Origin of the sequence: Devosia subaequoris, from assembly GCF_014197055.1 — a bacterium.
GTDB classification, from domain to species: domain Bacteria; phylum Pseudomonadota; class Alphaproteobacteria; order Rhizobiales; family Devosiaceae; genus Devosia; species Devosia subaequoris.
Genome location: NZ_JACIEW010000001.1, coordinates 44,875 through 66,623 on the forward strand (window position 1 = coordinate 44,875; position 21,749 = coordinate 66,623).

General features: G+C 61.1%; 18 protein-coding genes, 1 tRNA gene and 1 pseudogene. 13 read left to right on the forward strand and 7 right to left on the reverse strand.

Annotation, left to right across the window (positions count from 1 at the left end):
- A complete protein-coding gene (gene glmS / locus GGR20_RS00240) occupies positions 1 to 1,827 on the forward strand; it encodes a glutamine--fructose-6-phosphate transaminase (isomerizing) (protein ID WP_183309252.1) in 1,827 nt (608 codons plus the stop codon).
- A 6-nt stretch (positions 1,828 to 1,833) separates the two neighbouring features.
- Here glmS and recG read toward each other — a convergent pair whose 3' ends face one another.
- Entirely contained in the window at positions 1,834 to 3,942 is a 2,109-nt protein-coding gene (gene recG / locus GGR20_RS00245; RefSeq protein ID WP_183309253.1) for an ATP-dependent DNA helicase RecG, read from the reverse strand.
- A 153-nt stretch (positions 3,943 to 4,095) separates the two neighbouring features.
- Between recG and GGR20_RS00250 the strand changes: the two genes are divergently transcribed.
- The 4 genes from GGR20_RS00250 (at position 4,096) to GGR20_RS00265 (ending at position 8,959) form a co-directional block, all read left to right on the forward strand.
- Positions 4,096 to 4,254, forward strand: coding sequence for a hypothetical protein (locus GGR20_RS00250; RefSeq protein WP_183309254.1), 159 nt, complete (start codon positions 4,096 to 4,098; stop codon positions 4,252 to 4,254).
- A 67-nt stretch (positions 4,255 to 4,321) separates the two neighbouring features.
- Positions 4,322 to 4,600 (forward strand): FAD assembly factor SdhE, encoded by a 279-nt coding sequence (locus tag GGR20_RS00255; RefSeq protein WP_183309255.1) that lies wholly within the window; start codon positions 4,322 to 4,324, stop codon positions 4,598 to 4,600.
- Positions 4,597 to 8,085, forward strand: coding sequence for a transcription-repair coupling factor (gene mfd, locus GGR20_RS00260; RefSeq protein WP_183309256.1), 3,489 nt, complete (start codon positions 4,597 to 4,599; stop codon positions 8,083 to 8,085). The genes GGR20_RS00255 and mfd overlap by 4 nt, the downstream gene beginning before the upstream one ends.
- Before the next feature lie 145 nt (positions 8,086 to 8,230).
- Positions 8,231 to 8,959 carry an invasion associated locus B family protein gene (locus tag GGR20_RS00265; protein WP_183309257.1) on the forward strand — a complete coding sequence of 243 codons (729 nt, stop codon included), beginning with the start codon at positions 8,231 to 8,233 and terminating at the stop codon, positions 8,957 to 8,959.
- 55 nt (positions 8,960 to 9,014) lie between these two features.
- Here the strand turns inward: GGR20_RS00265 and GGR20_RS00270 are convergent, their stop codons facing one another.
- A complete protein-coding gene (locus GGR20_RS00270; RefSeq protein ID WP_183309258.1) occupies positions 9,015 to 10,175 on the reverse strand; it encodes an FAD-dependent monooxygenase in 1,161 nt (386 codons plus the stop codon).
- 188 nt (positions 10,176 to 10,363) lie between these two features.
- On the opposite strand from GGR20_RS00270, the pseudogene GGR20_RS00275 reads away from it, so the two are divergent.
- From GGR20_RS00275 to GGR20_RS00310, 8 genes and pseudogenes are all read left to right on the forward strand, one after another.
- Positions 10,364 to 11,089, forward strand: a pseudogene (locus GGR20_RS00275) (TerC family protein); the annotation flags it as partial.
- Positions 11,090 to 11,304: 215 nt separating this feature from the next.
- A complete protein-coding gene (locus GGR20_RS00280) occupies positions 11,305 to 12,276 on the forward strand; it encodes a quinone oxidoreductase family protein (RefSeq protein WP_183309260.1) in 972 nt (323 codons plus the stop codon).
- 65 nt (positions 12,277 to 12,341) lie between these two features.
- Positions 12,342 to 12,431 (forward strand) — tRNA-Ser (locus GGR20_RS00285).
- Positions 12,432 to 13,003: 572 nt separating this feature from the next.
- A complete protein-coding gene (locus GGR20_RS00290) occupies positions 13,004 to 13,240 on the forward strand; it encodes a hypothetical protein (RefSeq protein ID WP_183309261.1) in 237 nt (78 codons plus the stop codon).
- 290 nt (positions 13,241 to 13,530) lie between these two features.
- Complete coding sequence (locus GGR20_RS00295) at positions 13,531 to 13,707, forward strand: hypothetical protein (RefSeq protein ID WP_157289253.1); 177 nt, start codon at positions 13,531 to 13,533, stop codon at positions 13,705 to 13,707.
- Between the two features lie 114 nt (positions 13,708 to 13,821).
- On the forward strand, positions 13,822 to 14,508 hold the full coding sequence (locus GGR20_RS00300; protein WP_183309262.1) for a 5-oxoprolinase subunit B family protein: 687 nt from the start codon (positions 13,822 to 13,824) through the stop codon (positions 14,506 to 14,508).
- A complete protein-coding gene (locus GGR20_RS00305) occupies positions 14,505 to 15,416 on the forward strand; it encodes a 5-oxoprolinase subunit C family protein (protein WP_183309263.1) in 912 nt (303 codons plus the stop codon). The genes GGR20_RS00300 and GGR20_RS00305 overlap by 4 nt, the downstream gene beginning before the upstream one ends.
- A complete protein-coding gene (locus tag GGR20_RS00310; RefSeq protein WP_183309264.1) occupies positions 15,413 to 16,183 on the forward strand; it encodes a LamB/YcsF family protein in 771 nt (256 codons plus the stop codon). The genes GGR20_RS00305 and GGR20_RS00310 overlap by 4 nt, the downstream gene beginning before the upstream one ends.
- Before the next feature lie 190 nt (positions 16,184 to 16,373).
- Here the strand turns inward: GGR20_RS00310 and GGR20_RS00315 are convergent, their stop codons facing one another.
- From GGR20_RS00315 to GGR20_RS00335, 5 genes are all read right to left on the reverse strand, one after another.
- Positions 16,374 to 17,129 carry an ABC transporter ATP-binding protein gene (locus GGR20_RS00315; protein WP_210283048.1) on the reverse strand — a complete coding sequence of 252 codons (756 nt, stop codon included), beginning with the start codon at positions 17,127 to 17,129 and terminating at the stop codon, positions 16,374 to 16,376.
- Between the two features lie 14 nt (positions 17,130 to 17,143).
- Positions 17,144 to 17,908 (reverse strand): ABC transporter ATP-binding protein, encoded by a 765-nt coding sequence (locus GGR20_RS00320; protein ID WP_183309266.1) that lies wholly within the window; start codon positions 17,906 to 17,908, stop codon positions 17,144 to 17,146.
- A gap of 11 nt (positions 17,909 to 17,919) precedes the next feature.
- Positions 17,920 to 19,059, reverse strand: coding sequence for a branched-chain amino acid ABC transporter permease (locus GGR20_RS00325; RefSeq protein WP_183309267.1), 1,140 nt, complete (start codon positions 19,057 to 19,059; stop codon positions 17,920 to 17,922).
- A gap of 1 nt (position 19,060) precedes the next feature.
- The gene (locus GGR20_RS00330) at positions 19,061 to 20,092 is read right to left on the reverse strand and encodes a branched-chain amino acid ABC transporter permease (RefSeq protein WP_183309268.1); all 1,032 of its coding nucleotides are present in this window, start codon (positions 20,090 to 20,092) and stop codon (positions 19,061 to 19,063) included.
- Between the two features lie 160 nt (positions 20,093 to 20,252).
- Positions 20,253 to 21,611: a substrate-binding protein gene (locus GGR20_RS00335; RefSeq protein ID WP_183309269.1), complete on the reverse strand. Its 1,359-nt coding sequence runs from the start codon at positions 21,609 to 21,611 to the stop codon at positions 20,253 to 20,255.
- Positions 21,612 to 21,749 lie beyond the last annotated feature (138 nt).

The window sequence follows — 21,749 nt, forward strand, 5'->3', positions numbered from 1 at the left end:
ATGTGCGGAATCGTTGGAATTGTCGGCGATGCCCCGGTGGCCGGTCGCCTCGTGGATGCGCTGAAGCGGCTTGAATATCGCGGTTATGACAGCGCTGGCGTGGCGACGTTGGAGAACGGCGCGATTGCTCGCCGCCGGGCCGAGGGCAAGCTGGGGAATCTGGCCAGCAAGCTGGGCATGGAACCGCTCGAGGGGCATATTGGCATCGGCCATACGCGCTGGGCGACCCATGGCGCACCGACCGAAACCAATGCCCATCCGCATGCCACCGAGCGCGTCGCCATTGTGCATAACGGCATTATCGAGAATTTCCGCGAATTGCTGGAAGACCTCGCCAGGGATGGCTATCGACCGCAGACCCAGACCGACACTGAATCAGTCGCGCTTTGGATCACGCGCGAACTGGACAATGGCGCGGAGCCGGAGCTGGCCGTGGCGCGGACGCTCAAAAAGCTCAAGGGCGCTTTCGCCCTGGCTTTCCTGTTCAAGGGGCAAAACGGGTTGCTGATTGCCGCGCGCCATGGTGCGCCGCTGGCCGTTGGCTATGGCACGACCGAAATGTACCTGGGCTCCGACGCGATGGCCTTGGCGCCATTCACCTCGCGCCTGACCTATCTCGAGGATGGCGACTGGGCGGTGATCACGCCGGCGGGAGTGACCATTCGCGACGGCAAGGACGTGCTGGTGGAGCGCGAGCAGATGGTTTCCCAAGCGTCGGCCTTGCTGGTCGACAAGGGCAATCACCGACACTTCATGGCCAAGGAGATCTATGAGCAGCCCGAAACGATCAGCCATACGCTGAGCCATTATGTGGACATGGGCGCTGAGAAGATCGCCATTCGCGAAACACTGCCGTTTGATTTTGCCGATCTGTCACGCCTGACCATAAGCGCTTGCGGCACGGCCTATTATGCCGGGGCCATCGCCAAATACTGGTTTGAGCGCTATGCGCGACTGCCGGTGGATATCGATGTTGCCTCCGAATTCCGCTACCGCGAACCGCCGCTGGAAAAGGGCGGGCTGTCGCTATTCATCTCGCAATCGGGTGAGACGGCCGATACTCTGGCGGCGCTGCGCTATTGCGCCGGACAGGGGCAGCATGTCGCCAGTTTGGTCAATACCGTGGAATCGACCATTGCGCGCGAATCCGGCGTGGTTTTTCCGATCCTGTGCGGACCGGAAATCGGCGTGGCCTCGACCAAGGCGTTGACGGCCCAGCTTACGGCACTGGCCAGCTTGGCCATTGCAGCCGGACGGGCACGGGGGGTGGTGTCTGCCGAGCAGGAGACCGATCTGGTGCGGGCGATGACCGCGCTGCCCTCTGCCGTATCGGCGGCTCTGGCTGCCGAAGAGCAGATAATGGACATTTCCAAGCGGCTCTCCAAGGCCAAGGATGTGCTGTACCTGGGGCGTGGGGCAATGTTCCCGGTCGCAATGGAGGGGGCGCTAAAGCTCAAGGAAATCAGCTATATCCATGCTGAAGGTTATGCGGCGGGTGAACTCAAGCATGGACCCATCGCCTTGGTTGACGAGGCCATGCCAGTGATCGTGGTGGCGCCCTCGGACGAGTTGGTCGACAAGACCTTGTCAAACATGCAGGAAGTGGCGGCGCGCGGCGGGAACATCATCCTGATCACCGATCCCGAGGGGGCGCGGACAGTTGGGCACGGCGTTGCCGATATCATCGAAATCCCGCATGTGCATAACTTTGTCGCGCCGATCCTGGCGACCATTCCGGTGCAATTGCTGGCCTATCATACTGCCGTGTTCATGGGCACCGATGTGGATCAGCCCCGCAATCTGGCCAAGTCGGTGACGGTTGAGTAGGGCAGGCTAGCCCGCCCGGATCAGCGGGATCGCAAGGTCCTTGCGGAACAGATAGAGCAGAGTGCGTGCGGCTTCGCCTTCGGGACCCGTGAGCGCAGGGTTGCGCTGCATAAGCTCTTTTGCATCGTCATGAGCGAATTCGAGCAGGTGCCGATGCACGTCCGGTACCGCCAGGCGATAGCCGGGCATGCCGGACTGGCGGGTGCCCAGCACATCACCCTGGCCGCGCAGTTCAAGGTCGCGCTCGGCGATCAGGAAGCCATCCTCGGTGGATTTTATGGTTTCGAGCCGAGCCTTGGCGGTTTCCGAAAGCGGGTCCTTGTAGAGCAGCAGGCAGGCCGAGCGCTGGGAGCCACGACCAACACGGCCACGCAACTGGTGCAATTGGGCCAGGCCAAATCGTTCGGCGTGTTCGATGATCACAATGGTAGCGTTTGGGACATCGACACCGACTTCGATAACCGTGGTGGCCACCAACAGCTTGATTTCATTGTCCTTGAAGCGTTGCATGATGTCCTGCTTGGCGGCGGCAGACATGCGACCATGGACCAGAGCCACCTGGTCGTTGAAGACCTCTTTAAGCTCGGCGAAACGATCCTCGGCTGAGACCACCTCCAGCGTTTCGCTTTCTTCGACCAGCGGACAGACCCAGTATGCCTGCGCGCCTTCGGCCAGGCGCGACTGGAGCCGAGAGACAACGCGATCATAGTCACCAATGGACAGGACGGCGGTGTCGATAGGCTGGCGGCCGCGCGGTTTTTCGCGCAGCACGCTGACAGCCATGTCGCCGAAATGGGTCAGCACCAGCGTGCGGGGAATGGGCGTGGCCGTCATCACCAGCAGATCGGTGTGGCGGCCCTTGTCGGACAAAGCCAGACGTTGGTGCACGCCGAAGCGATGCTGTTCATCGACGACTGTCAGGCCCAGATCGTGAAAGGCAATATCGGACTGGAACAGGGCGTGGGTGCCAACGGCAATGGATATTGTGCCATCCGCGAGCCCGGCCAGGATGGCGCGCCGTTCGGCTGCTGGCATCTTGCCGGTCAGCAAGGCGCAGGTGAGGCCTGCGGCTTCGCAAAGTGGCTGGATGGTCCGGAAGTGCTGTGAGGCCAGGAGTTCAGTAGGGGCCATGAGGGCGGACTGTGCGCCGCTCTCGGCCATCGCGGCCATGGCCATGAGAGCGACGACAGTCTTGCCGGAGCCGACATCACCCTGCAAGAGGCGCGACATGCGATCAGGCGCGGCGAGGTCGGTACGGATTTCCACCAAGGCTTGTTGCTGGCCATCCGTGAGGGAGAAGGGCAGGGCGGCGGCGATCTTCTCCGAGATTGCGCCGGTGAAGCTGCGAGCGACGCCGCGGGCCGAGACCATGCTCGAGCGTACCAATTGCAGTGTGATCTGGCCGGCCAGATATTCGTCATAGGCCAGGCGTTGACGGGCAGGGGACCAGAGCTCGGCCTGTTCGGGGTTTTCGGGCAGGTGCACCATGCGGATGGCCTGGACAAAGCCTGGCCAGTTCCGCTTTGCCATGGTTTCAGGCGCAATCCATTCGGGCAGGTCGGGCACGGTGTCAACGGCCTGCCGCACCAGCTTGGCCAGGGCTTTCGAACTGAGACCATTGGTCAGCGGATAGACGGGCTCGACGAGCGGGAGGGTTTCCAATTTGTCCGGCTCGACCACGTAATCGGGGTGCGTGATCTGCTTTTCGCCGTTGAAGAACCCAATCTGGCCGGAGACATAGCGCTCCTCGCCGACAGGCAATGAGCGCTCAACCCACCCGCCCTGGGCGCGGAAAAAGACCAGCTGCACGTCCCCGGTGTTGTCATGGGCGAAAACCCGATGCGGGACATGCGGCTTACCGCGTGGGGGTGGCTGGTGCCGGTCGATATGAAGACGCAAGGTGACGATCTGGTTGAGATAGGCTTCAGCAATTCCAACCTGCCGCCGGCGGTCGACCACGCCGGACGGCATGTGCATGAGCACGTCGAGAACGATGGCCTCCTGTCCATCCGGCGCGCCGAAATAGCGGGTCAATAGCGCAGCCAGCTTGTCGCCGACACCTTTGATGGTGTGCAGCGACCGGAATAGCGGCAGAAGGTTCTGTGGGCGGGACATGGCGCTTATCTTGCCTCGATTCCGGGCAATGGGGCAGTCGTCGGCGTTGTGGGATCAAGAATAGTGTGGAGGAAAGGGGGAAAAATAAGATTGCCCCTATCCAGACAAGGGTCAGTTAGTGTGATGCATGGTCAATGCCGGTCAGGAGGCCGCATGGATCGCGTATTATCCTTCTTGCTTAACATTGGTATGCCACGCCGCCTGGTAGACGGGCTGCGCCGACGCCCCCTTCTGGCGATCGTGTTGATTGGCGCTCTGGCCTGGGTGCCCGTGATCGTGCTGGTCTGGCTGTTCCTGCGCTTGCTGGGCTGACAAGCTGGTACTTTGCGCGTAAAGAACCTGTCCAAATCGCGAACATTTTTCAATCATGGGTGTCCAGATGACAGCCGGTGAGGACATTGCTATCCGCCGCAAACGCCTACGTTACAGGGCGTGGCATCGTGGCACCAAGGAAATGGACCTGATTCTGGGGCCGTTTGCCGATGCCAATGTCGAGGCCTTCGACGGCCCGGCCCTGGACCGGCTCGAAACGCTGATGAATGAGGAAGACCCGCCGCTGCTCAAATGGGTGATGCGGCAGGAGGACCCGCCCGCCCATATCGACACAGACTTTCTCAATCTGGTGATTGCCGACCACCAGTCCCGGATCGAAAAATGAATGAACTGACCGGGGTGGCACCACTAGTGCGCACCATCTCCAATGTGCCTGACGGCATGCAGCCAATGGTGCTGGCGCAACTGGTCGAACAGCGCCTGAAGGATGCGCCGCAGGATGCTGCGAGCTTGGTCTTTGTGGCGCGCGATGGCCGGCGCATGCTGCGCATGGCGGAAATTCTGAGCGCCATATTGCCGGGGCACACCATTCTCACGCTGCCGGCCTGGGACTGTCTACCCTATGACCGTGTCTCGCCCAATACGGTGACCATTGCGGCGCGCATGAACGCGCTCGCGGCCCTCACCAGCGGTGCAAGCGGGGCAATTGTGCTCACCGCAGTCAATGCGTTGATTCAGAAATTGCCGCCGCGCGATCTGGTCGAAACGATGAGCTTTTCGGCCGCAGTCGGCCGTATGGTCGACAGCGACAAGCTGATCGCCTGGGCCGCCAACAATGGATATCTGCGCGTGCCTACCGTGCGCGAAAGTGGTGAGTTCGCCGTGCGGGGTGGACTGGTTGACCTTTTTCCGGCCGGGTCAAACGCGCCTTTGCGCTTCGATTTCTTCGGCAGCCAGCTTGAATCGATCCGGACATTCGATCCCGACAGCCAACGCACGACAGGCACACTCAAGCGCATCGACCTGACGCCGATGAGTGAAGTTGTGCTCAATGAAGAGACTATTCGGCGTTTCCGGCAGAACTATACCGCAGCCTTTGGCGGCAATACCGTGGATGATGCGCTCTATGCGTCAGTTAGTGGCGGCGCGCGCTATTCGGGCACCGAGCATTGGTTGCCATTCTTCTACGACCACATGGATCGCCTCGCAGACTATGTCGGAGATGCGCCATTTGTGTTCGACGATCAGGTGGCCGAGGCCTTTGTCGAACGCGCCGAGCAGATCCGCGACTATTACGATGCGCGTGAAACCGCTCGGCAGGAACCCAAGGTCGCCGGGGGTGGCGCACCCTATAAACCGATCAAGCCAGAGCTGCTCTATGATCTTGATGCTGTGCCGACCCAGTTGGCAGGCGCTTCGGTGGTGCGGCTCTCGCCGTTCCTTTCACCGGACACGGCACGGGGCGACGATGCTGGCGGGCATATTGCGCCGAGCTTTGCGGCGGAACGGGCGGCATCCGACGTCAATCTGTTCCAGGCGGTTGTTGACCGGTTGCTGGCCGAACGGCGCGAAGGGCGCAGGGCGGTCATCGCGTGCTGGAGTGCGGGCACCCGTGATCGCATGGCCCAGGTGCTCAAGGATCACGGGCTGACCAATCCACGGCTGGCCGAAAACTGGCGTGATGCAGAGACCACGAGCGCAGCGACTACGTCGCTGGTAGTGCTGCCGCTTGAAACAGGATTCGAGACCCGGGATCTGCTGGTCCTTTCCGAGCAGGACATCCTGGGCGAACGCATTCTCCGGCCGCAGCGGCGGAAGAAGGCGTCGGATGCCCTGACCGAGGCGGCGAGCCTGAGCGCAGGCGATCTCGTAGTGCATGTGGACCATGGTATCGGGCGGTTCCTGGGGCTCAAGGTGATTGAGGCAGGTGGGGCGCCGCATGAATGCGTCGAACTACAATATGCCGGTGATACCAAGCTATACCTGCCGGTCGAGAATATTGAGCTGCTGACCCGCTATGGCTCCGATGATGCTTCGGTAACTCTTGACAAGCTGGGCGGCGTCGCCTGGCAGGCCAAGAAGGGCAAACTCAAGAAACGCATCCGCGAAATGGCGGAGCAACTGATCAAGCTGGCGGCGCAGCGGCTACTCACCAAGGCCGATGTGGTCGATCTCAACACTGGCGCCTATGACGAGTTTGCGGCGCGTTTCCCTTATGAGGAAACCGAAGACCAGCTCAATGCCATCGAGGCGGTGTTTGACGACATTTCCTCGGGCAAGGTCATGGACCGGCTGGTGTGCGGCGATGTGGGCTTCGGCAAGACCGAGGTGGCGCTTCGGGCAGCCTTTGCAGTGGCCCTGAGCGGCAAGCAGGTGGCCGTGGTGGTGCCAACGACATTGTTGGCGCGACAACATTTCAAGACCTTCTCGGAACGGTTCAACGGCCTGCCGGTGCGGGTGCGCCAGGCCTCGCGCATGGTGCCTTCTGCCGAGTTGAAGGCCACCAGGGAGGGATTGGCGGACGGCCAGGTCGATATCGTGGTGGGTACGCATGCGCTTTTGTCGAAATCGATCAAGTTCAACGATCTGGGGCTTCTCATTATCGATGAGGAGCAGCATTTCGGTGTGGGCCACAAGGAGCGCCTGAAAGAGCTCAAGGCCAATGTGCATGTGCTGACACTCACCGCGACGCCGATTCCGCGTACTCTACAGCTTGCATTGACCGGCGTGCGCGATTTGAGCCTGTTGGCCACGCCGCCGGTGGATCGGCTCGCGATCCGCACCTTCATTTCGCCGTTCGATCCACTGTCGATCCGGGAAGCACTGCTGCGCGAAAAGTATCGCGGGGGGCAGAGCTTCTACGTCGTGCCCCGGATCAAGGACCAACCCGACATTGCCGAGTTCCTGCGCCAACAGGTGCCGGAAGTTAGCTTCGTGGTGGCCAACGGTCAGATGCCGCCGGGTGAACTCGACGACATCATGAATGCGTTCTACGACAACAAATTCGATGTGCTGCTGGCGACGACGATCGTAGAGTCGGGGCTCGATATTCCCAATGCCAATACGCTGATTGTACATCGTGCCGACCAGTTCGGGTTGGCGCAGCTCTATCAAATTCGGGGCCGCATCGGCCGGGCCAAGCAGCGCGCCTATGCACTGTTCACCGTGCCGCCCGACCGAAAACTGACCGATACGGCAGAGCGCCGGCTGGGCGTGTTGCAGTCGCTCGAAAGCCTTGGCGCCGGTTTCCAGCTTGCCAGCCACGATCTGGATATTCGCGGGGCAGGGAACCTGCTTGGTGACGAGCAGTCCGGTCATATCCGGGAGGTCGGTTTCGAACTCTACCAGGCGATGCTGGAAGAGGCCGTCGCCAATCTCAAGAGCGGCGAGGATGAATACGAGGACCGCAACGAATGGAGCCCGCAAATCTCGCTGGGCATGCCGGTCATGATTCCGGAGAGCTACGTTCCAGACCTGCAATTGCGCATGCAGCTTTATCGCAAGCTGGGCGACCTGAACGAGATGCGCGATATCGATGCGGCCGGCGCAGAACTGATCGACCGTTTCGGTCCACTTCCAGAGGAAGTCGAGGCCTTGCTCAAAGTGATCCTGGTGAAGTCGCTGTGCCGCCAGGCTAATGTTGAAAAGGTCGATGCAGGGCCGAAAGGCGCGGTCATCAGCTTGCGCAATAATGAGTTCCCCAATCCCGCCGGTCTGGTGAAGCTGGTCAGCGATCCGGGTAATCAGGTTCGGATCAAGCCCGATCAGAAACTCGTGTTCGCGCGCAATTGGCCCAGTGCCGAGCAGCGACTAAAGGGGGCTGCGGCAATCTTGTCAAAGCTCGCAAAACTGGCGGAAACCGAGGCTTGAGGGCCACGGTGCCAACGATATAACTCATAATGTTTTGGCAAGGGTGATCGGTCATGTTATTGCCCGATTTGAGCCCTTGAAGGGCAGTTCGAATTTACGGGCGGTTTTGCGCCGCCGGGACCGCCAAGGAAGGCAAGGACATTCTATGACTTTCAGGAAACCCCTCGTCGCCAGTGTTGCGGTAGCTGCACTGATGCTCTCCCCGATTGCTTCGACAGCACAGGAGACGACGACCGAGGCGCCGGCCGCCGAAGCAGCGCCCGCCGAAGGCTCCGCTACCGAAGATGTTGCCGCCGCCGTTGATGACCTGGCCTCGCAGAACTGGCTCAAGGTCTGTGATCCGCTGCCCGACGGGCAGAAGGCCTGTCTGATGCGCCAGGTGGTGCTGGCAAATGGCCAGTTCCTCGGCTCGTTCCTGCTGCGCGACGATCCCGGCCAGGAAAGCCGCCTGCTGGCCGTGGCTGCAGTGCCGCTTGGCGTGCTGCTGCCCTTTGGCCTGACCTGGCAGATCGACAATGCCAAGCCGGTTCGCGTGCCCTATATGCTGTGCGACGTGCAGTCGTGCTCAACCCAGCTCGTTATCAATGAACAGTACGTTAATTCGCTCAAGCGCGGGGCCACTCTGACGCTGACCGCGAAGAACCGACAGAACCAGGACCTTTCCGTGGAGATCGACCTGTCCGGTTTCACCGCCACCTATGATGGCGATGCCGCGCTGACCTTCGAGCAGCTGCAGCAGCAGGAATCGGGTCAGAACGCGCTAGAGCAGGTGCTGCAGGATCGTGCCGAGCAGCTTCGTCAGCAGTTGTCGGGCGAGGGTGCCGAAACCCCCGCCGGCGAGGACGCCGCCGCCGAAGAAACCCCGGCGCAATAAGCCAGCCGGGATCAGTTTCGAGAGGGCGCGGGTGACCGCGCCTTTTTTGTTGGGCTCAGTTTCGCGCGCCCATGCCCAGCGCGAAGGCTTGCCGCCGTAGCGCCGGTAGCAGTTTCAGTGCCCAGAGTCCGCTGGCGCGCATGGCCTGGCTGGGTAGCATGTCGGCCAGCAGCGAGCGGAAGAGCGTGTCGACCAGGCCCCCGGTGCGGGCCAGATCGGGTGCACGCCTGCAGGCATAGTCCTGGCTTGCTTCCAAGCCCCAACTGGACCGGGTGCGATCGGCGGCGTGGACGGATGCGAGCAGGTCGGTGACATCTCGCAAGCCGAGATTGAGCCCCTGGGCGCCAATCGGCGGGAAGGCGTGGGCCGATTCCCCGACGAGGACGAGGCCGTCGCTGCCGGCGAATTCGACGGTCAATGTCGAGAGCGGAAAGACGAAGCTGGGGGACGAGAGCTTCATCGCGCCGAACAGATTTTGAGCGCGCTGAGATATTGCAGACAGCAGCGCATCGGGCCCTTTCGATTGAACTTGTCGCAGGAGGGGTTCTTCATCGATCCAGACCAAATTGGCCTTCGACCCACCGGCGGGAACCAGTGTGAAGGGGCCGTGGGGACGGTGAAACTCAATGGAGGTTCCACCGATGGGACGGCCCAACTCCAGGTCGCAAACCAGGGCGGCCTCGGCAAAGCGGCGTTCGCGGGTGGCAATTTTTGCGGCGGCGCGGAGCAGTGAGTTCTTGCCATCGGCCCCCACGACAAGTGGGGCCTTGAGCTCCGTCTCGTCCGTCAGCGTGACGACGCCGAGGTCGCCGTCGCGGCGATAACTGGTAACGGTGGCGTTGCGGATGTCGGGGCCGTTCTCTGGCACCGCTGCCTGAAAGCGGGTGAGCAAGGCGGCATTAGAAAAATTCCAGCCGAAGGCAGAAAACCCGGCTTCACTGGCCTTGAACAGAATTTCGGGAGCGCGGATCAGGCGGGGCGTTGCATCGATGATCCGGATCGCTGTCAGCGGGTGCCCGATTTCTTCCGGGTCATCGATGAGGCCGGACTCGCGCATGAAATCCACGCTGGGCATCATCAGGGCAGACGTGCGGCGATCCGGTGGCGCCGTTGGCGCGAGGTGGATGACCTGCAGGCCGTTTCGAGCCAGTGCAATTGCCGCAGCGGAGCCGGTGAGGCCACCGCCCACCACGATGATGTCTGCGTCCTGTTTCAAACTCGTCTCCAAACCTTGCGGCATGCCATCTGTCCAGGGCTGGATGCGTATCGCCATAGCAGGGGTAGGCGAAAGGGGCACTCGGTTTCATTCCGCAGGCCGCTACAATCTGCATTTGCGCCCTTCACTGCAAGCCACGCGGTCCATAGATTGATGTAGCGCGACGACTCGTAATTGCGGAGCCCATGATGCTTGAACTGCTTGCTGACCCAAATGTCTGGATTGCCTTTGCCACGCTCACCGTGATGGAGATCGTGCTGGGCATCGACAATATCGTGTTTATCTCGGTTTTGGTATCGCGCCTGCCGCGCGAGCAGGCGGAATTCGCCCGCAAGCTCGGCATCGGGCTGGCGCTGGTGTTCCGGATCATCCTGCTCTTCCTGATCACCCTGATTGTGCAGCTCAAGGAGCCGGTTTTCGAAGCGTTCGGCCATGGCTTTTCCTGGAAGGACATCATCCTGATCGCGGGTGGTGGCTTCCTGATTTACAAGGCAACCCACGAAATGCATGCGGCCATTGAAGAGCCCCATGAGGTGGGACTGGCCGATGCCGCAAAGGCGAGCCTGCAGGCGATCCTGGTGCAAATTGTCGTCATCGACATGGTGTTTTCCATCGACTCCATCATTACCGCTGTGGGCATGGTCCCGGCCGACCAGGTGATCGTGATGATTGCGGCGGTGCTCGTGGCCGTGGCAGTGATGTTCTTCGCTTCCGGACCAATCGCCAAATTCGTGGCCGACCATCCAACCACCAAAATGCTGGCCCTGGCCTTCCTGCTGCTGATTGGCGTGACGCTGGTGGCTGACGGGCTCGGATTCCATATTCCCAAGGGCTACATCTATTCGGCCATGGCGTTCTCGGTGCTGGTCGAGGCTATCAATATCTTTGCCAAGGGGCGCAAGCTTCGGGCGGGCGGTGACGCGGTTGGCAAGGTGGAATTCACGCCATTTACCGGCGATACCGGATCGGTCTCGGCTCAAGTCGCCATTGCGGCGATTGACGGCGCCGCGCCCGTGACGGTAACGCCAAGTGTGCAAACCGCGACAGCCCGACCGCGGAGCAAATCCAGCAGTAGCAATCGATCGAAGTCGCGGCCGAAATCGGCACCGCGCAAGCCAAGGACGCCGAAATGACCAGAGTAGTCGCCGTCAACACAGTCGGTGGACCCGAGATGCTGTCCATTGAAGACTGGGATGTAGGAGCACCGGGACCGGGTCAGGTGCGTCTGCGCCAGACGGCTATTGGCCTCAATTTCATCGACACCTATCAGCGTTCCGGTCTGTATCCACTGCCGTTGCCGTTCGTGGCCGGCAATGAAGCGGCTGGCGAGGTGGTGGCGGTCGGTGACGACGTGACGGAGGTCAAAGTTGGTGACCGCGTCTGCTATCAGGGCTCGCCCGGCGCGTATGCTGATGAGCGACTGATGCCGGTGGAAAAGCTTGTGCCCATTCCCGATGGTGTCGACGACCAGACGGCGGCAGCGGTTCTGCTCAAGGGACTGACGGCCTACTACCTGCTGTTCAAGACCTGGCCGGTGCAGGCAGGGGAAACCATCCTCTGGCATGCGGCGGCAGGCGGCACCGGGCTGATCGCGACCCAGTGGGCGCGGGCCCTGGGGGCAACCGTTATCGGCACCGCGGGTGGACCGGACAAGGTGCAAAAGGCCCTCGATCACGGCTGTCATCACGTGATCGATTATAGCATCGAGGACTTTCCGCGTTTGGTGAAGGAATTCACCGGGGGCAGGGGCGTCGATGTCGTCTATGACGGCGTTGGAAAGGCGACCTTCGAAGGATCGCTCGATTGCCTGAGGCCGCGTGGCCTGTTGGCAAGTTTCGGCAATGCTTCAGGCGTGGTCAGCGTGCCTGATCTGGGCATTCTGGCGCGCAAGGGCTCGCTGTTCGTGACTCGTCCGACTGGTACGCACTATTTCCCGCAACGCGAGAACCTGCTCGAGGGCGCCCAGACGCTGTTCGATGCGGTGCTGGCCGGGCACATCAAAGTGGATATTGGCCGGACCTATCAACTGGCCGATGTGGCCCAGGCGCACCGGGCTCTGGAGGGGCGGGAAACCACTGGTTCGGTGGTGTTGCTGCCATAAGACGATAAAAGGGCGGCGCAAGCCTCTAGACAGGCCGCGCCGCCGCCGCTAAACGCACAGGCCATGGGCAGGTGGCAGAGTGGTCGATTGCTCCGGTCTTGAAAACCGGCGAGGGTGCAAGCCTTCCGGGGGTTCGAATCCCTCCCTGCCCGCCAACCGCAGTCGCTTACGACAATAAGCCGGTGTCCCGCTTTCCACCCCTGTCCGCCCTTGAGCGCTCCACGCACTATGTACAGCGTGTAATGCTGGGTGCCCTTGCGGCTTCTATTTGCTCCCCTTCAAACGGACGGTGCGCGCCCGATATCTGGCAGTCTATAACAGTGAACCTGACGGTAGAGACCAGAGGTGCATAATCTCCGGCCGCGGCCCTATGGAGGATCAATGGTCATCAGAAGACACTCAGTTATGCGTTGCGCGGTCGGGATTGTGGTTCGCACTCCTGAGCCTCGGGCTATTCCCCCTCGCGACTCGGGCCGAGATTGATGGTCATGGTTCAGATGCATGGCGGATCACAGAGGTTGCACCTGACGACGTGCTTAACGCCCGGATGGGACCGGGTATGCGCGCCGGCAATTCCACACCCTGCTTGCGCTAGCTTCGGGGGGCACGCTATGACCGTTCTGTCGCCAGACTGTGTATCACGCGTTGGCGGAGCTGCCACATTTCTTGGGCTGGCGGGATGTCATCCTTGTCCCTTCCCGCCCGCCATTAGACCGGGACCACAAAGATGAGCCGCAAGGAATTGGATAATTCACGCATGCGGCGCATGAAGCGGGCAGCGGCACGCCGCGGGTTGACGATTCTGACCTCGGAGAAGACCAAAGTGCTCGGACAGCCGGGCGGTCATGCCGTGCGGGACGATGACAGCTTCAAGATCGTTTTTGGGGACGAGCCCAAGCCCTTTTCGGCGACACTGGACGATATCGAGTCCTGGCTTGAGGGGCGGGATGACGAATCGTCCTAGCGCCCCGTAGCCCGTATCAGGCTCCAAGGTATTGCGGAAAATGGTCTTTCCCGATCATGCGACAGAATTGTGAAAGCGGGCGAAGCGTAAGCGAGGCTGACCTTGCCGGCAAGACAGGTTCTGTCCCATCAGGGTGGTTTCCGTTATTTAAGCGGTAACGGAATCGACGCACACTCATAGTTGTAGGCTCGTCTGGAGCCAGTCTGGTTCCAGACTATTGTGGTCGCGGGCTTCTGCGGAAACCGTATTCCTACTTCCGCATCCCGCTCCAGTGTGGAGGCGCGTTCCTCATGTTTACCCTGATCAACGCCGACGCCGACGAAGACGACGCCGAAATCACCGATCCCCAGGAAATCGCGGAGCTGTTTGCAGCCATTGCCGCCGTGGCCATCGAAGCCATCGGGGCAGGGCAGGCCCGCACCCTGTTCGAGGCAGTGATCGAGCAGGAGGGGCGCGACCCAAACTGACCGATTGGACCACCCCGACCTCGTATCGCGGAGCTTTGGCATTCTGCTGGCGCAGGGTTGCTGGTGATTGGCCCCTTGACGGCATGCGGTTCAATCTGAACGACTGCACTGCCCATGGAACAGCCTTCAAACCAGCCCCTGCCCAGCGGTAAGCGCCACGGGCCGACCTTGCCCCAAATCGTACCGTTGGGCGATTTCGCCTTGCTGGTGCGGTTTGGCCAGAGTCTCGATGATTCCGCCAACCGGGCTGTGCTGGCCTTTGCTGCGCGGCTGGAAGCTGATGGCATTGCCGGGGTGGTCGAGATCGCGCCGAGCCTTGTGTCGGTATTGGTGCGCTATGACCCGGCACTTGTGGGGTTGGCGCGGCTTTCCGGGGAACTGGCGTTGCGCCTGGGTGGGAGTGATGCGCCCGGCGAGAACCGAACGCATCGGATCGCGGTACGCTTTGATGGTCCGGATCTCGGTGAGGTGGCAGACCTGCTCGGCCTGTCGATTGACGCCTTCGTCGAACTACATAATCGAGGCGGGTTGCGTGTTCTTACGACGGGATTCGCGCCCGGCTTCGTCTATTGTGGGTTTCACGAGACGGCGCTGACCGTGCCCCGGCGCACACTGGTGCGGCCCGAGGTGGCGGCCGGGAGCGTGTTGTTTGCGGCCGGGCAGACGGCCATTGCGGCGACAGACATTCCGACCGGCTGGCACGTTATCGGGCATACCGAATTTCGTAACTTCGATCCGATGGCCAGTCTGCCGACGCAATTGCGCGCCGGGGACCGGGTCGTCTTTGAGGTGGCCCCTTGAGCTGTAGTTTGAAAGTGGATCGGGCGGGGCCGCTGTGCACCGTGCAGGATGGTGGGCGACCAAATCTTCTCGCCCATGGGATCAGCGCCTCCGGACCAATGGACATTGGTGCGCACCGGCTGGCCGGCACGTTGGCGGGTGCGTGCGATGAAACCGGGATCGAATTCACCAGGGCGGGGCTCGATTTGCAGGTAGAGTCCGGGGGACTGTTCGCGGGCTGGGCGGGCGGAGCGTTCGAGGTGCGAGTGAACGGGGAGCATCGGCCCTGGCCCGGTGTCGGCAGGCTTGCGGCGGGCGACAGGCTGAACATAATGCCCGGCGCCGCGGGCAATTACGGCTATCTGCGCTTTAACAAGGTGTTGGACCTCCCCATGGTGCTTGGGAGCAGGGCGACCAGCACCCGGGCGCGGTTGGGAGGCCTGGAGGGACGCGCCCTGCGTGCCGGCGATGTTCTGAGATTTGCGGGAGAAGGCGGACACGTACAATCGGTCGTTCCGCCCAATCAGGCGGCCGATTGCGCCGGGGCTATCCGCATCACCTGGGGGATTCATGCTGATCGGTTCGCAGCAGAAACTCGTCGTAATTTTGTCGGGACACCGTTTCGCGTAACCAATGCGATGGACCGGATGGGGGTGCGGCTGGCCGACGAAAAAGGTGTTTTCGCCGGCTCCAGCATATTGTCGCTGATTTCCGACCCGATCCTGCCGGGCGATGTTCAGATCCTGGGAGATGGCACTCCCATCGTTCTGATGCGCGATCATCAGCCGACCGGTGGCTATCCGCGGATCGGCACGATCATCAGTGCGGATCTGGATCGATTTGCGCAGATGCGGCCCGGTGAGGAAGTTGTGTTTGTGCCAGTCAGCGTGGACCATGCGCACCGACTGATGCGGAGCGCCAAGCCATGACTTCTATCGATCTCAACGCCGATCTGGGCGAAGGCATGGGCACTGATGATGCACTGTTGCAGATCGTCTCGAGTGCCTCGATCGCGTGTGGTGGACATGCTGGGGATGCGGCCTCCATTCGGAGAATTCTCGAGATCTGCAAAGCCAGTGGCGTACGCGCGGGCGCGCATCCTGGCTATGTCGACCCCAAGCGCTTTGGGCGGTTTCGTATCGTGATGCCGCTCGAGCAATTGCTTGGCCAGATCAGAGAGCAGCTTCTGTTGGCGCGGCACATCGGTGACGATGTCGGTGTGGCTCTTTCCTACGTCAAACTGCATGGGGCGCTTGCAAACCAAACAGCGGAAGAATTGGCCTTTGCCGTGGGGATTTTTGCCAGCATTCAGGCCATGGATGCAGATATGGCGGTAATGGCGTTGGACAACAGCCAGCAGGTGCGCGCCGCCAAGGCAGTTGGCTTGCCATTGATACGTGAGGCCTATGCCGACCGTGCCTATACGGCCGACGGACTATTGGTTTCCCGCAAGGAAGAGGGCGCAGTGATGCACGATGCTGCGGCGGTTATTGCGCGGTGCCTGCGACTGGCTGAGGCAGGTGAAATCGTCGCTATTGACGGCACCGTGCTGAAATCCTCGGCGCGGTCCATCTGCCTGCATGGCGATACGCCCGGGGCGGTTGAGCTGGCGCGCAGCGTGCGTTTGGCGCTGGAGGATGCGGGTATAGAAATTGCGCCAACCGTGCCGGAGACGGATGTCTCGGTGCGGATTTGAGGGCGGGGCGATTGGTGCGCGGCACTCCTGCCACTCAAGAGTAGCCCTTATGGGCTCTAAAATCGCTCCGCTGGAGTGATGTTGCGGCTGTGTCGCCGGCTTGAAGTACCCTGGGCCCCGTGAGGGGGAGAGGGTGAGATCGGCATCATGCCTTGGTTCTCACAGGACCCAGGGTAGCTGGTGCGCCGGTTCAGATTGCCAGGTATTCGTGGCGGAGCTCGGCGTTGTCGAGGACTTCCTTGGCTGAACCGGCGAAGGCGACTTCACCTGTATCGAGAATGACGGCGCGATCGGCCAGCTTGAGCGCTGCCACCGCGTTCTGCTCGACGATCACCGTCGTGATGCCCATGGGCTTGATCGAATGCAGAATGCGCTCGATTTCCTGAACGATCACCGGCGCCAGCCCTTCATAGGGCTCGTCGAGCAGCAAGAGCTTGAGGTCGCGGGCGAGGGCGCGGGCAATGGCCAGCATCTGCTGTTCGCCGCCGGATAGAGTCACACCTTCCTGAGTGCGGCGTTCGGCGAGGCGCGGGAAGCTCTCATAGATCTGTTCAAGGTTCCAGCCATTGCCGGGCGCGACCTTGGCGAGGGTTATGTTCTCTTCGACGGTGAGGCCCTGAATAATGCGGCGGTCTTCGGGCACCAACTGGATGCCGGCTCGGGCGGCCTGGAAGCTGCTCATTTCATGGATGGGCATGCCATCGAGCCATATCTCGCCCTGCCGCATCTGAGGATTGTCGGTGCGGGCGATGGTTCTCAAGGTCGACGTCTTGCCGGCGCCGTTTCGGCCGAGCAGGGCAAGGATCTCGCCTTTTCGGACATCAAGGGACACACCCTGCACGATGTAGCTTTCACCGTAATAGGCGTGCATGTCGCGCACGGAGAAGAAGGGGCGGGAGGTTTCCAGTTCGGCGGCGTTATTGCCGATGGCCGTTTCAGTTTGCATGGCGACTGAACTCATCAGTGAGCTCCTCCGAGATAGGCTTCCTGAACCTTGGGATTGCCGCGTACTTCGTCAGGGGTACCATCAGCAATGATCCGGCCCTGGGCGAGCACGGAAATTTTGTCGGCAAGCGAGAACACCACATGCATATCGTGTTCGATGATGACCTTGGTCATGCCGCGACTCTTGATCTTCTTGAGAAGCTCAATGGTGGTGTTGGTGTCGTGACGGCTCATTCCCGCGGTCGGTTCATCGAGCAGTAGCAGGCGCGGGTGCTGGATCAGGCACATGGCCAGTTCCATGCGGCGCTTGTCGCCGCGGCTGAGGCTGCCTGCCTGCATGTCCCGGCGGTTGAGCATGCCCACATCCTCGAGCATGTGCTCGGCCTCCTCGCGAATGGTCGTTTCACCGTCCAGGGCGCGCAGCATGTTGAGCGTGAAGGTGCCATCGCGTTTGGCAAAGGCGGGGATCATGACATTGTGCATGACCGACAGGTCGGAGAAGATTTCCGGCGTCTGGAAGACGCGGGCGATGCCTAGCTGGTTGATCTGATAGGGTTTGCGGCCGGTCAGGATAGCGCCGTCGAACACCACCTGGCCGCTGGACGGCGCCAGCTTGCCGATGATGACATTGAGCAGGGTCGACTTGCCTGCCCCGTTAGGACCGATGATGGCGTGGGTTTTGCCCTCCTCGACCTGCAGATCGATATCGGCGAGGGCATGCAGGCCTCCGAACCGCTTGTGAACGTCCGCAACGTGCAGGACAACATTGGAATTTGCCATATCGATTGTCCTTATTCTGCGGGCTGTTGCTGGCGTGATTTGGCGCCGGGAGGGCCGGAGCGGCGGGCCGCCGCCGCGATGCGGCGCACGCCTTCCATGATCCCGCCGGGCAGGAAGATCACGATGACCACGAAGACCAGGCCAAGGGTGAGGTGCCAACCATCACCCACAAACTTGCTGGTCACCTTGACCACGACATCGGCAAGCCCTTCAGGAAGGAAGCCCCAGAACTGGGTCAGAATGTTGTCGTTGAGTGCCGAGAGAATATTCTCGAAATATTTGATGATCCAGGCACCGATCACCGGGCCGACCAGCGTTCCGACGCCACCCAGAATGGTCATCAGGACGACTTCGCCCGAGGCGGTCCATTGCATGCGTTCAGCACCGGCCAGCGGGTCAGTGACAGCGAGCAGAGCGCCAGCCAGACCCGCGTACATGCCCGAGATCACAAAGGCAGACAGGGCATAGGGCCGGGTGTTGAAGCCGGTGAACTGCATGCGCGTCTGGTTAGACTTGATGGATTTGAGCATCATGCCGAATGGCGACCCTGCAACGCGCTGGGCAAAGAAGAACGAGAGGATCAGGAACCCGGCACAGAAGTAGAAACCGGCATAGCCGCCCAATTGCTGGCCCAGTAGGGTCGGGACGGGCTGGCCGACATAGGTCTGGCCGATTGCCGCGTCGAGGACACGGGGGTCGCTCAAAGTGAGCTGCAGGCCGGTTTCGCCATTGGTGATCGGTGTAAGCACCGAATAGGCGAGGTTGTAGCTCATCTGGGCGAAGGCCAAGGTCAGGATCGAGAAATAAATGCCCGAGCGCCGTAGCGAGAGGAAGCCGATTACCAGGGCAAACAGGCCCGAGATCAGAACGGCAAAGATCATGGCAGGGATGGCGTCGAGCGTCAGCAGTTTGAACGACCAGACCGCAGCGTAGGAGCCGACACCGAAGAAAGCGGCGTGGCCGAAGCTGAGATAACCCGTGAGGCCGAACAGGATGTTAAATCCGACGGCAAAGATGCCATAGATCATGAAGCGCTGCAGCAGATCCGGATAGCCGGCGCCAAAGGGCGTGAGCCAGATCGGCATGGTCAGCACCACCGCGGTGAAGCCCAGTAGCAGCAACAGATCGTTGCGGGACATGAAATTGGTCATGTCAGCTCTCCATCACACCGCGGCGGCCCATCAGACCACGCGGGCGAACCAGTAGAATAACAACGGCAACGAGATAGATGATGATCTGGTCGATGCCGGGAACGATGGCCTTGATCTGGGTCATGGACGCAAACGACTGCAAAATACCCAGGAGGAAGCCGGCGGCGACGGCGCCGGGCAAAGAGCCCATGCCTCCTACAACCACCACGACAAAGGAGAGGACCAGGAAGTCCATGCCGAGATGGTAATTGGGCGGGAGCAGGGGCGTGTACATGACGCCTGCCATGCCTGCGACAACGGCGGCCAGGCCAAACATGATCGTGAAGCGCCGATCGATATTGATGCCCAACAGCCCAACTGTCTCGCGATCCGCCATGCCGGCACGTACGACCATGCCGAAGGTGGTGAACTGGAGGAATGCGAACACGCCGCCGATGATGATTGCGGAGAACAGGAAGTAGATCAGGCGCCAGAGCGGATAGGTTATGACGTTGGCCTGGAAGCCAATCCAGGAGCCGATGTCAGCGGCACCGCGCAGATCGGTCGGCATGGGCTGGGGAATGGGGTTTGGCCCGAAGACAGATTTGATCACTTCCTGCGCCACGATGGCCAGACCGAAGGTCACCAGGATCTGCTCGGCATGGGGGCGCTTGTAGAAATGCTTGATGATGCCGCGTTCCAGCGCAATGCCGACTAGCAGCATGATCGGGATGGTGATGAGGATCGAGAAGGGTACGGAGTAATTGACCAGAACCGCCCCGAAATCCCCAAACCAAGCCTGCACCAGGGGGGTGCGGATTTCCAGCGGCGCGCCCCAGGGCGATGTCTGGGTTGGGTCGATGGTAACAGTTTCAAGGGTCAGGAACTGGCGGAACATGACGGCACAGAAGGCACCAAGCATGAACAGGGCGCCATGGGCAAAATTCACGACCCCGAGTGTGCCGAACACCAGGGTAAGGCCAAGGGCGATCAGCGCGTAAGCAGCGCCTTTGTCGAGCCCGTTGAGAAATTGCAGAAAGATGACTTCGAACATTTGATGCTCCGCTAGTGACGAGGCTCTCTCGATCCCCGCGCAATGCCGTCATCGGATGTTCCGAAGACCCCGGTCTGCAGATGTGCAGGCGGGAGCACCCGGCGGACCGGGCGCTGGCGGACCTGAAGGGGCAAGGATCGCTCCTTGCCCCTCTATTGGTTTAGGCGCAGACGGGTGCCGGCTCTGCCGGACCAAGTTCACCGCCAAAGATCGAAGCGTCGTAGTCGACCGTATCGCGTTGGACTTCCTGGACCACGTTGAGAACATCGTATTCGCTGGTAGGGGCATCATTGCCCTGCACAACGAGCACAGACTTCATGCACTGGTGGTCTTCGGCACGATAGAGCGTGCGGCCATTGCCCATGCCGTCGAACTCGTGGCCTTCCAGCGCCTTGATGACTTCGGGCGGATAGAAAGTGCCAGCGCGTTCCACCGCATCTGCATAAAGCAGGGTCTGCACGTAGCAGGTATGTGCGGCCTGGGACGGCGGCGAGCCGTAAGCAGCGCCAAACGATTTGGTGAAGGCGACGGAGCCAGGATCCTGCAGGTTCCAGTGCCAGTTCGAGGTGCCGTAGATGCCCTTGATGTTCTCACCGGCGCCCTTGGCCATCAGTTCGGAGAACAGCGGAACCACGATCTGGAAGTCCTTGCCGTTCGCCTGGCGGTCACGCATGCCGAACTGGACCGCCTGAGTCAGCGAGTTCACCATGTCGTTGCCGTAGTGGTTGAGGATCAGAACGTCGGCACCGGAGTTGAGAACCGGGGTGAGGAACTGCGAGAAGTCACCGGCACCAAGCGGAGTGCGCACCGCCTCTACTGTTTCCCAACCGAGGCCTTCAGTGGTGTTCTTGATCGACTCTTCCTGGGTCCAGCCCCAGGTGTAGTCAGCGGTCAGGTGGTAGGCGCGGCGATCATTGCCGTAGGCTTCGCTCAGCACGGGACCTAGTGCCGTGCCGGACTGGTAGGCGTTGAAGAAGTGGCGGAAGCCGTAGCGCCGCTTATCCTTGCCGGTCGTGTCGTTGGAGTGCGTAAGGCCCGCCATGAAAATGACGCCCATTTCCTGGCAGAGACCCTGCACGGCAATGGCCTCGCCCGAGGACGAACCGCCGGTGATCATGATGGCGCCATCGCGCTCGATCATGCGGGTGGCACCGGCACGAGCGACGTCGGACTTGGTCTGACTGTCAGAGGTGACATAGCCAACCTTCTTGCCCAGGATGCCATTGCCCTTGAGCGCCGAGGGGGTCAGCACATTAATCAGGCCGCCGTCACCTTCCCCATTGAGGTGGGCGATGGCCAGTTCATAGGCCTTCTGCTCATCGGCACCTTCTTCCGCGTAGGCACCGGTCAAAGGCAGGTTGAGGCCAAGGGTGACCGTGTCGCCAGTGGGATTGTTGCAGAACTCCTGCGCCCAGGCCCCTTTGGTGAACATCATCGGGGCGACGCCCGTACCGATAATGCCGGCCATACCAGTCTGCAGCAGCCTGCGGCGGGACATCCCGCTCTTCAATATTGTCATCGATCTCCTCCTTATGGCGCGGGGCGACCGATACATTGCCAGTCACTCACCGCCTGCCCAGTATTCGACACATTTGAAAATGACAGCAATAGGCTATTGTAATTCCAAGGAAAATTTGTAAATTATTGTCCTGACAAT

Excerpts from the sequence above, each read along its gene's own strand:
- recG (WP_183309253.1), bottom strand. The coding sequence starts at position 3,942 with ATGTCCCGCCCACAGAACCTTCTGCCGCTATTCCGGTCGCTGCACACC.
- GGR20_RS00255 (WP_183309255.1), top strand. The coding sequence starts at position 4,322 with ATGACAGCCGGTGAGGACATTGCTATCCGCCGCAAACGCCTACGTTAC.
- GGR20_RS00310 (WP_183309264.1), top strand. The coding sequence starts at position 15,413 with ATGACTTCTATCGATCTCAACGCCGATCTGGGCGAAGGCATGGGCACT.
- GGR20_RS00295 (WP_157289253.1), top strand. The coding sequence starts at position 13,531 with ATGTTTACCCTGATCAACGCCGACGCCGACGAAGACGACGCCGAAATC.
- GGR20_RS00265 (WP_183309257.1), top strand. The coding sequence starts at position 8,231 with ATGACTTTCAGGAAACCCCTCGTCGCCAGTGTTGCGGTAGCTGCACTG.
- GGR20_RS00320 (WP_183309266.1), bottom strand. The coding sequence starts at position 17,908 with ATGGCAAATTCCAATGTTGTCCTGCACGTTGCGGACGTTCACAAGCGG.
- glmS (WP_183309252.1), top strand. The coding sequence starts at position 1 with ATGTGCGGAATCGTTGGAATTGTCGGCGATGCCCCGGTGGCCGGTCGC.
- GGR20_RS00250 (WP_183309254.1), top strand. The coding sequence starts at position 4,096 with ATGGATCGCGTATTATCCTTCTTGCTTAACATTGGTATGCCACGCCGC.
- GGR20_RS00330 (WP_183309268.1), bottom strand. The coding sequence starts at position 20,092 with ATGTTCGAAGTCATCTTTCTGCAATTTCTCAACGGGCTCGACAAAGGC.
- mfd (WP_183309256.1), top strand. The coding sequence starts at position 4,597 with ATGAATGAACTGACCGGGGTGGCACCACTAGTGCGCACCATCTCCAAT.
- GGR20_RS00335 (WP_183309269.1), bottom strand. The coding sequence starts at position 21,611 with ATGACAATATTGAAGAGCGGGATGTCCCGCCGCAGGCTGCTGCAGACT.
- GGR20_RS00300 (WP_183309262.1), top strand. The coding sequence starts at position 13,822 with ATGGAACAGCCTTCAAACCAGCCCCTGCCCAGCGGTAAGCGCCACGGG.
- GGR20_RS00325 (WP_183309267.1), bottom strand. The coding sequence starts at position 19,059 with ATGACCAATTTCATGTCCCGCAACGATCTGTTGCTGCTACTGGGCTTC.
- GGR20_RS00315 (WP_210283048.1), bottom strand. The coding sequence starts at position 17,129 with ATGCAAACTGAAACGGCCATCGGCAATAACGCCGCCGAACTGGAAACC.
- GGR20_RS00280 (WP_183309260.1), top strand. The coding sequence starts at position 11,305 with ATGACCAGAGTAGTCGCCGTCAACACAGTCGGTGGACCCGAGATGCTG.
- GGR20_RS00290 (WP_183309261.1), top strand. The coding sequence starts at position 13,004 with ATGAGCCGCAAGGAATTGGATAATTCACGCATGCGGCGCATGAAGCGG.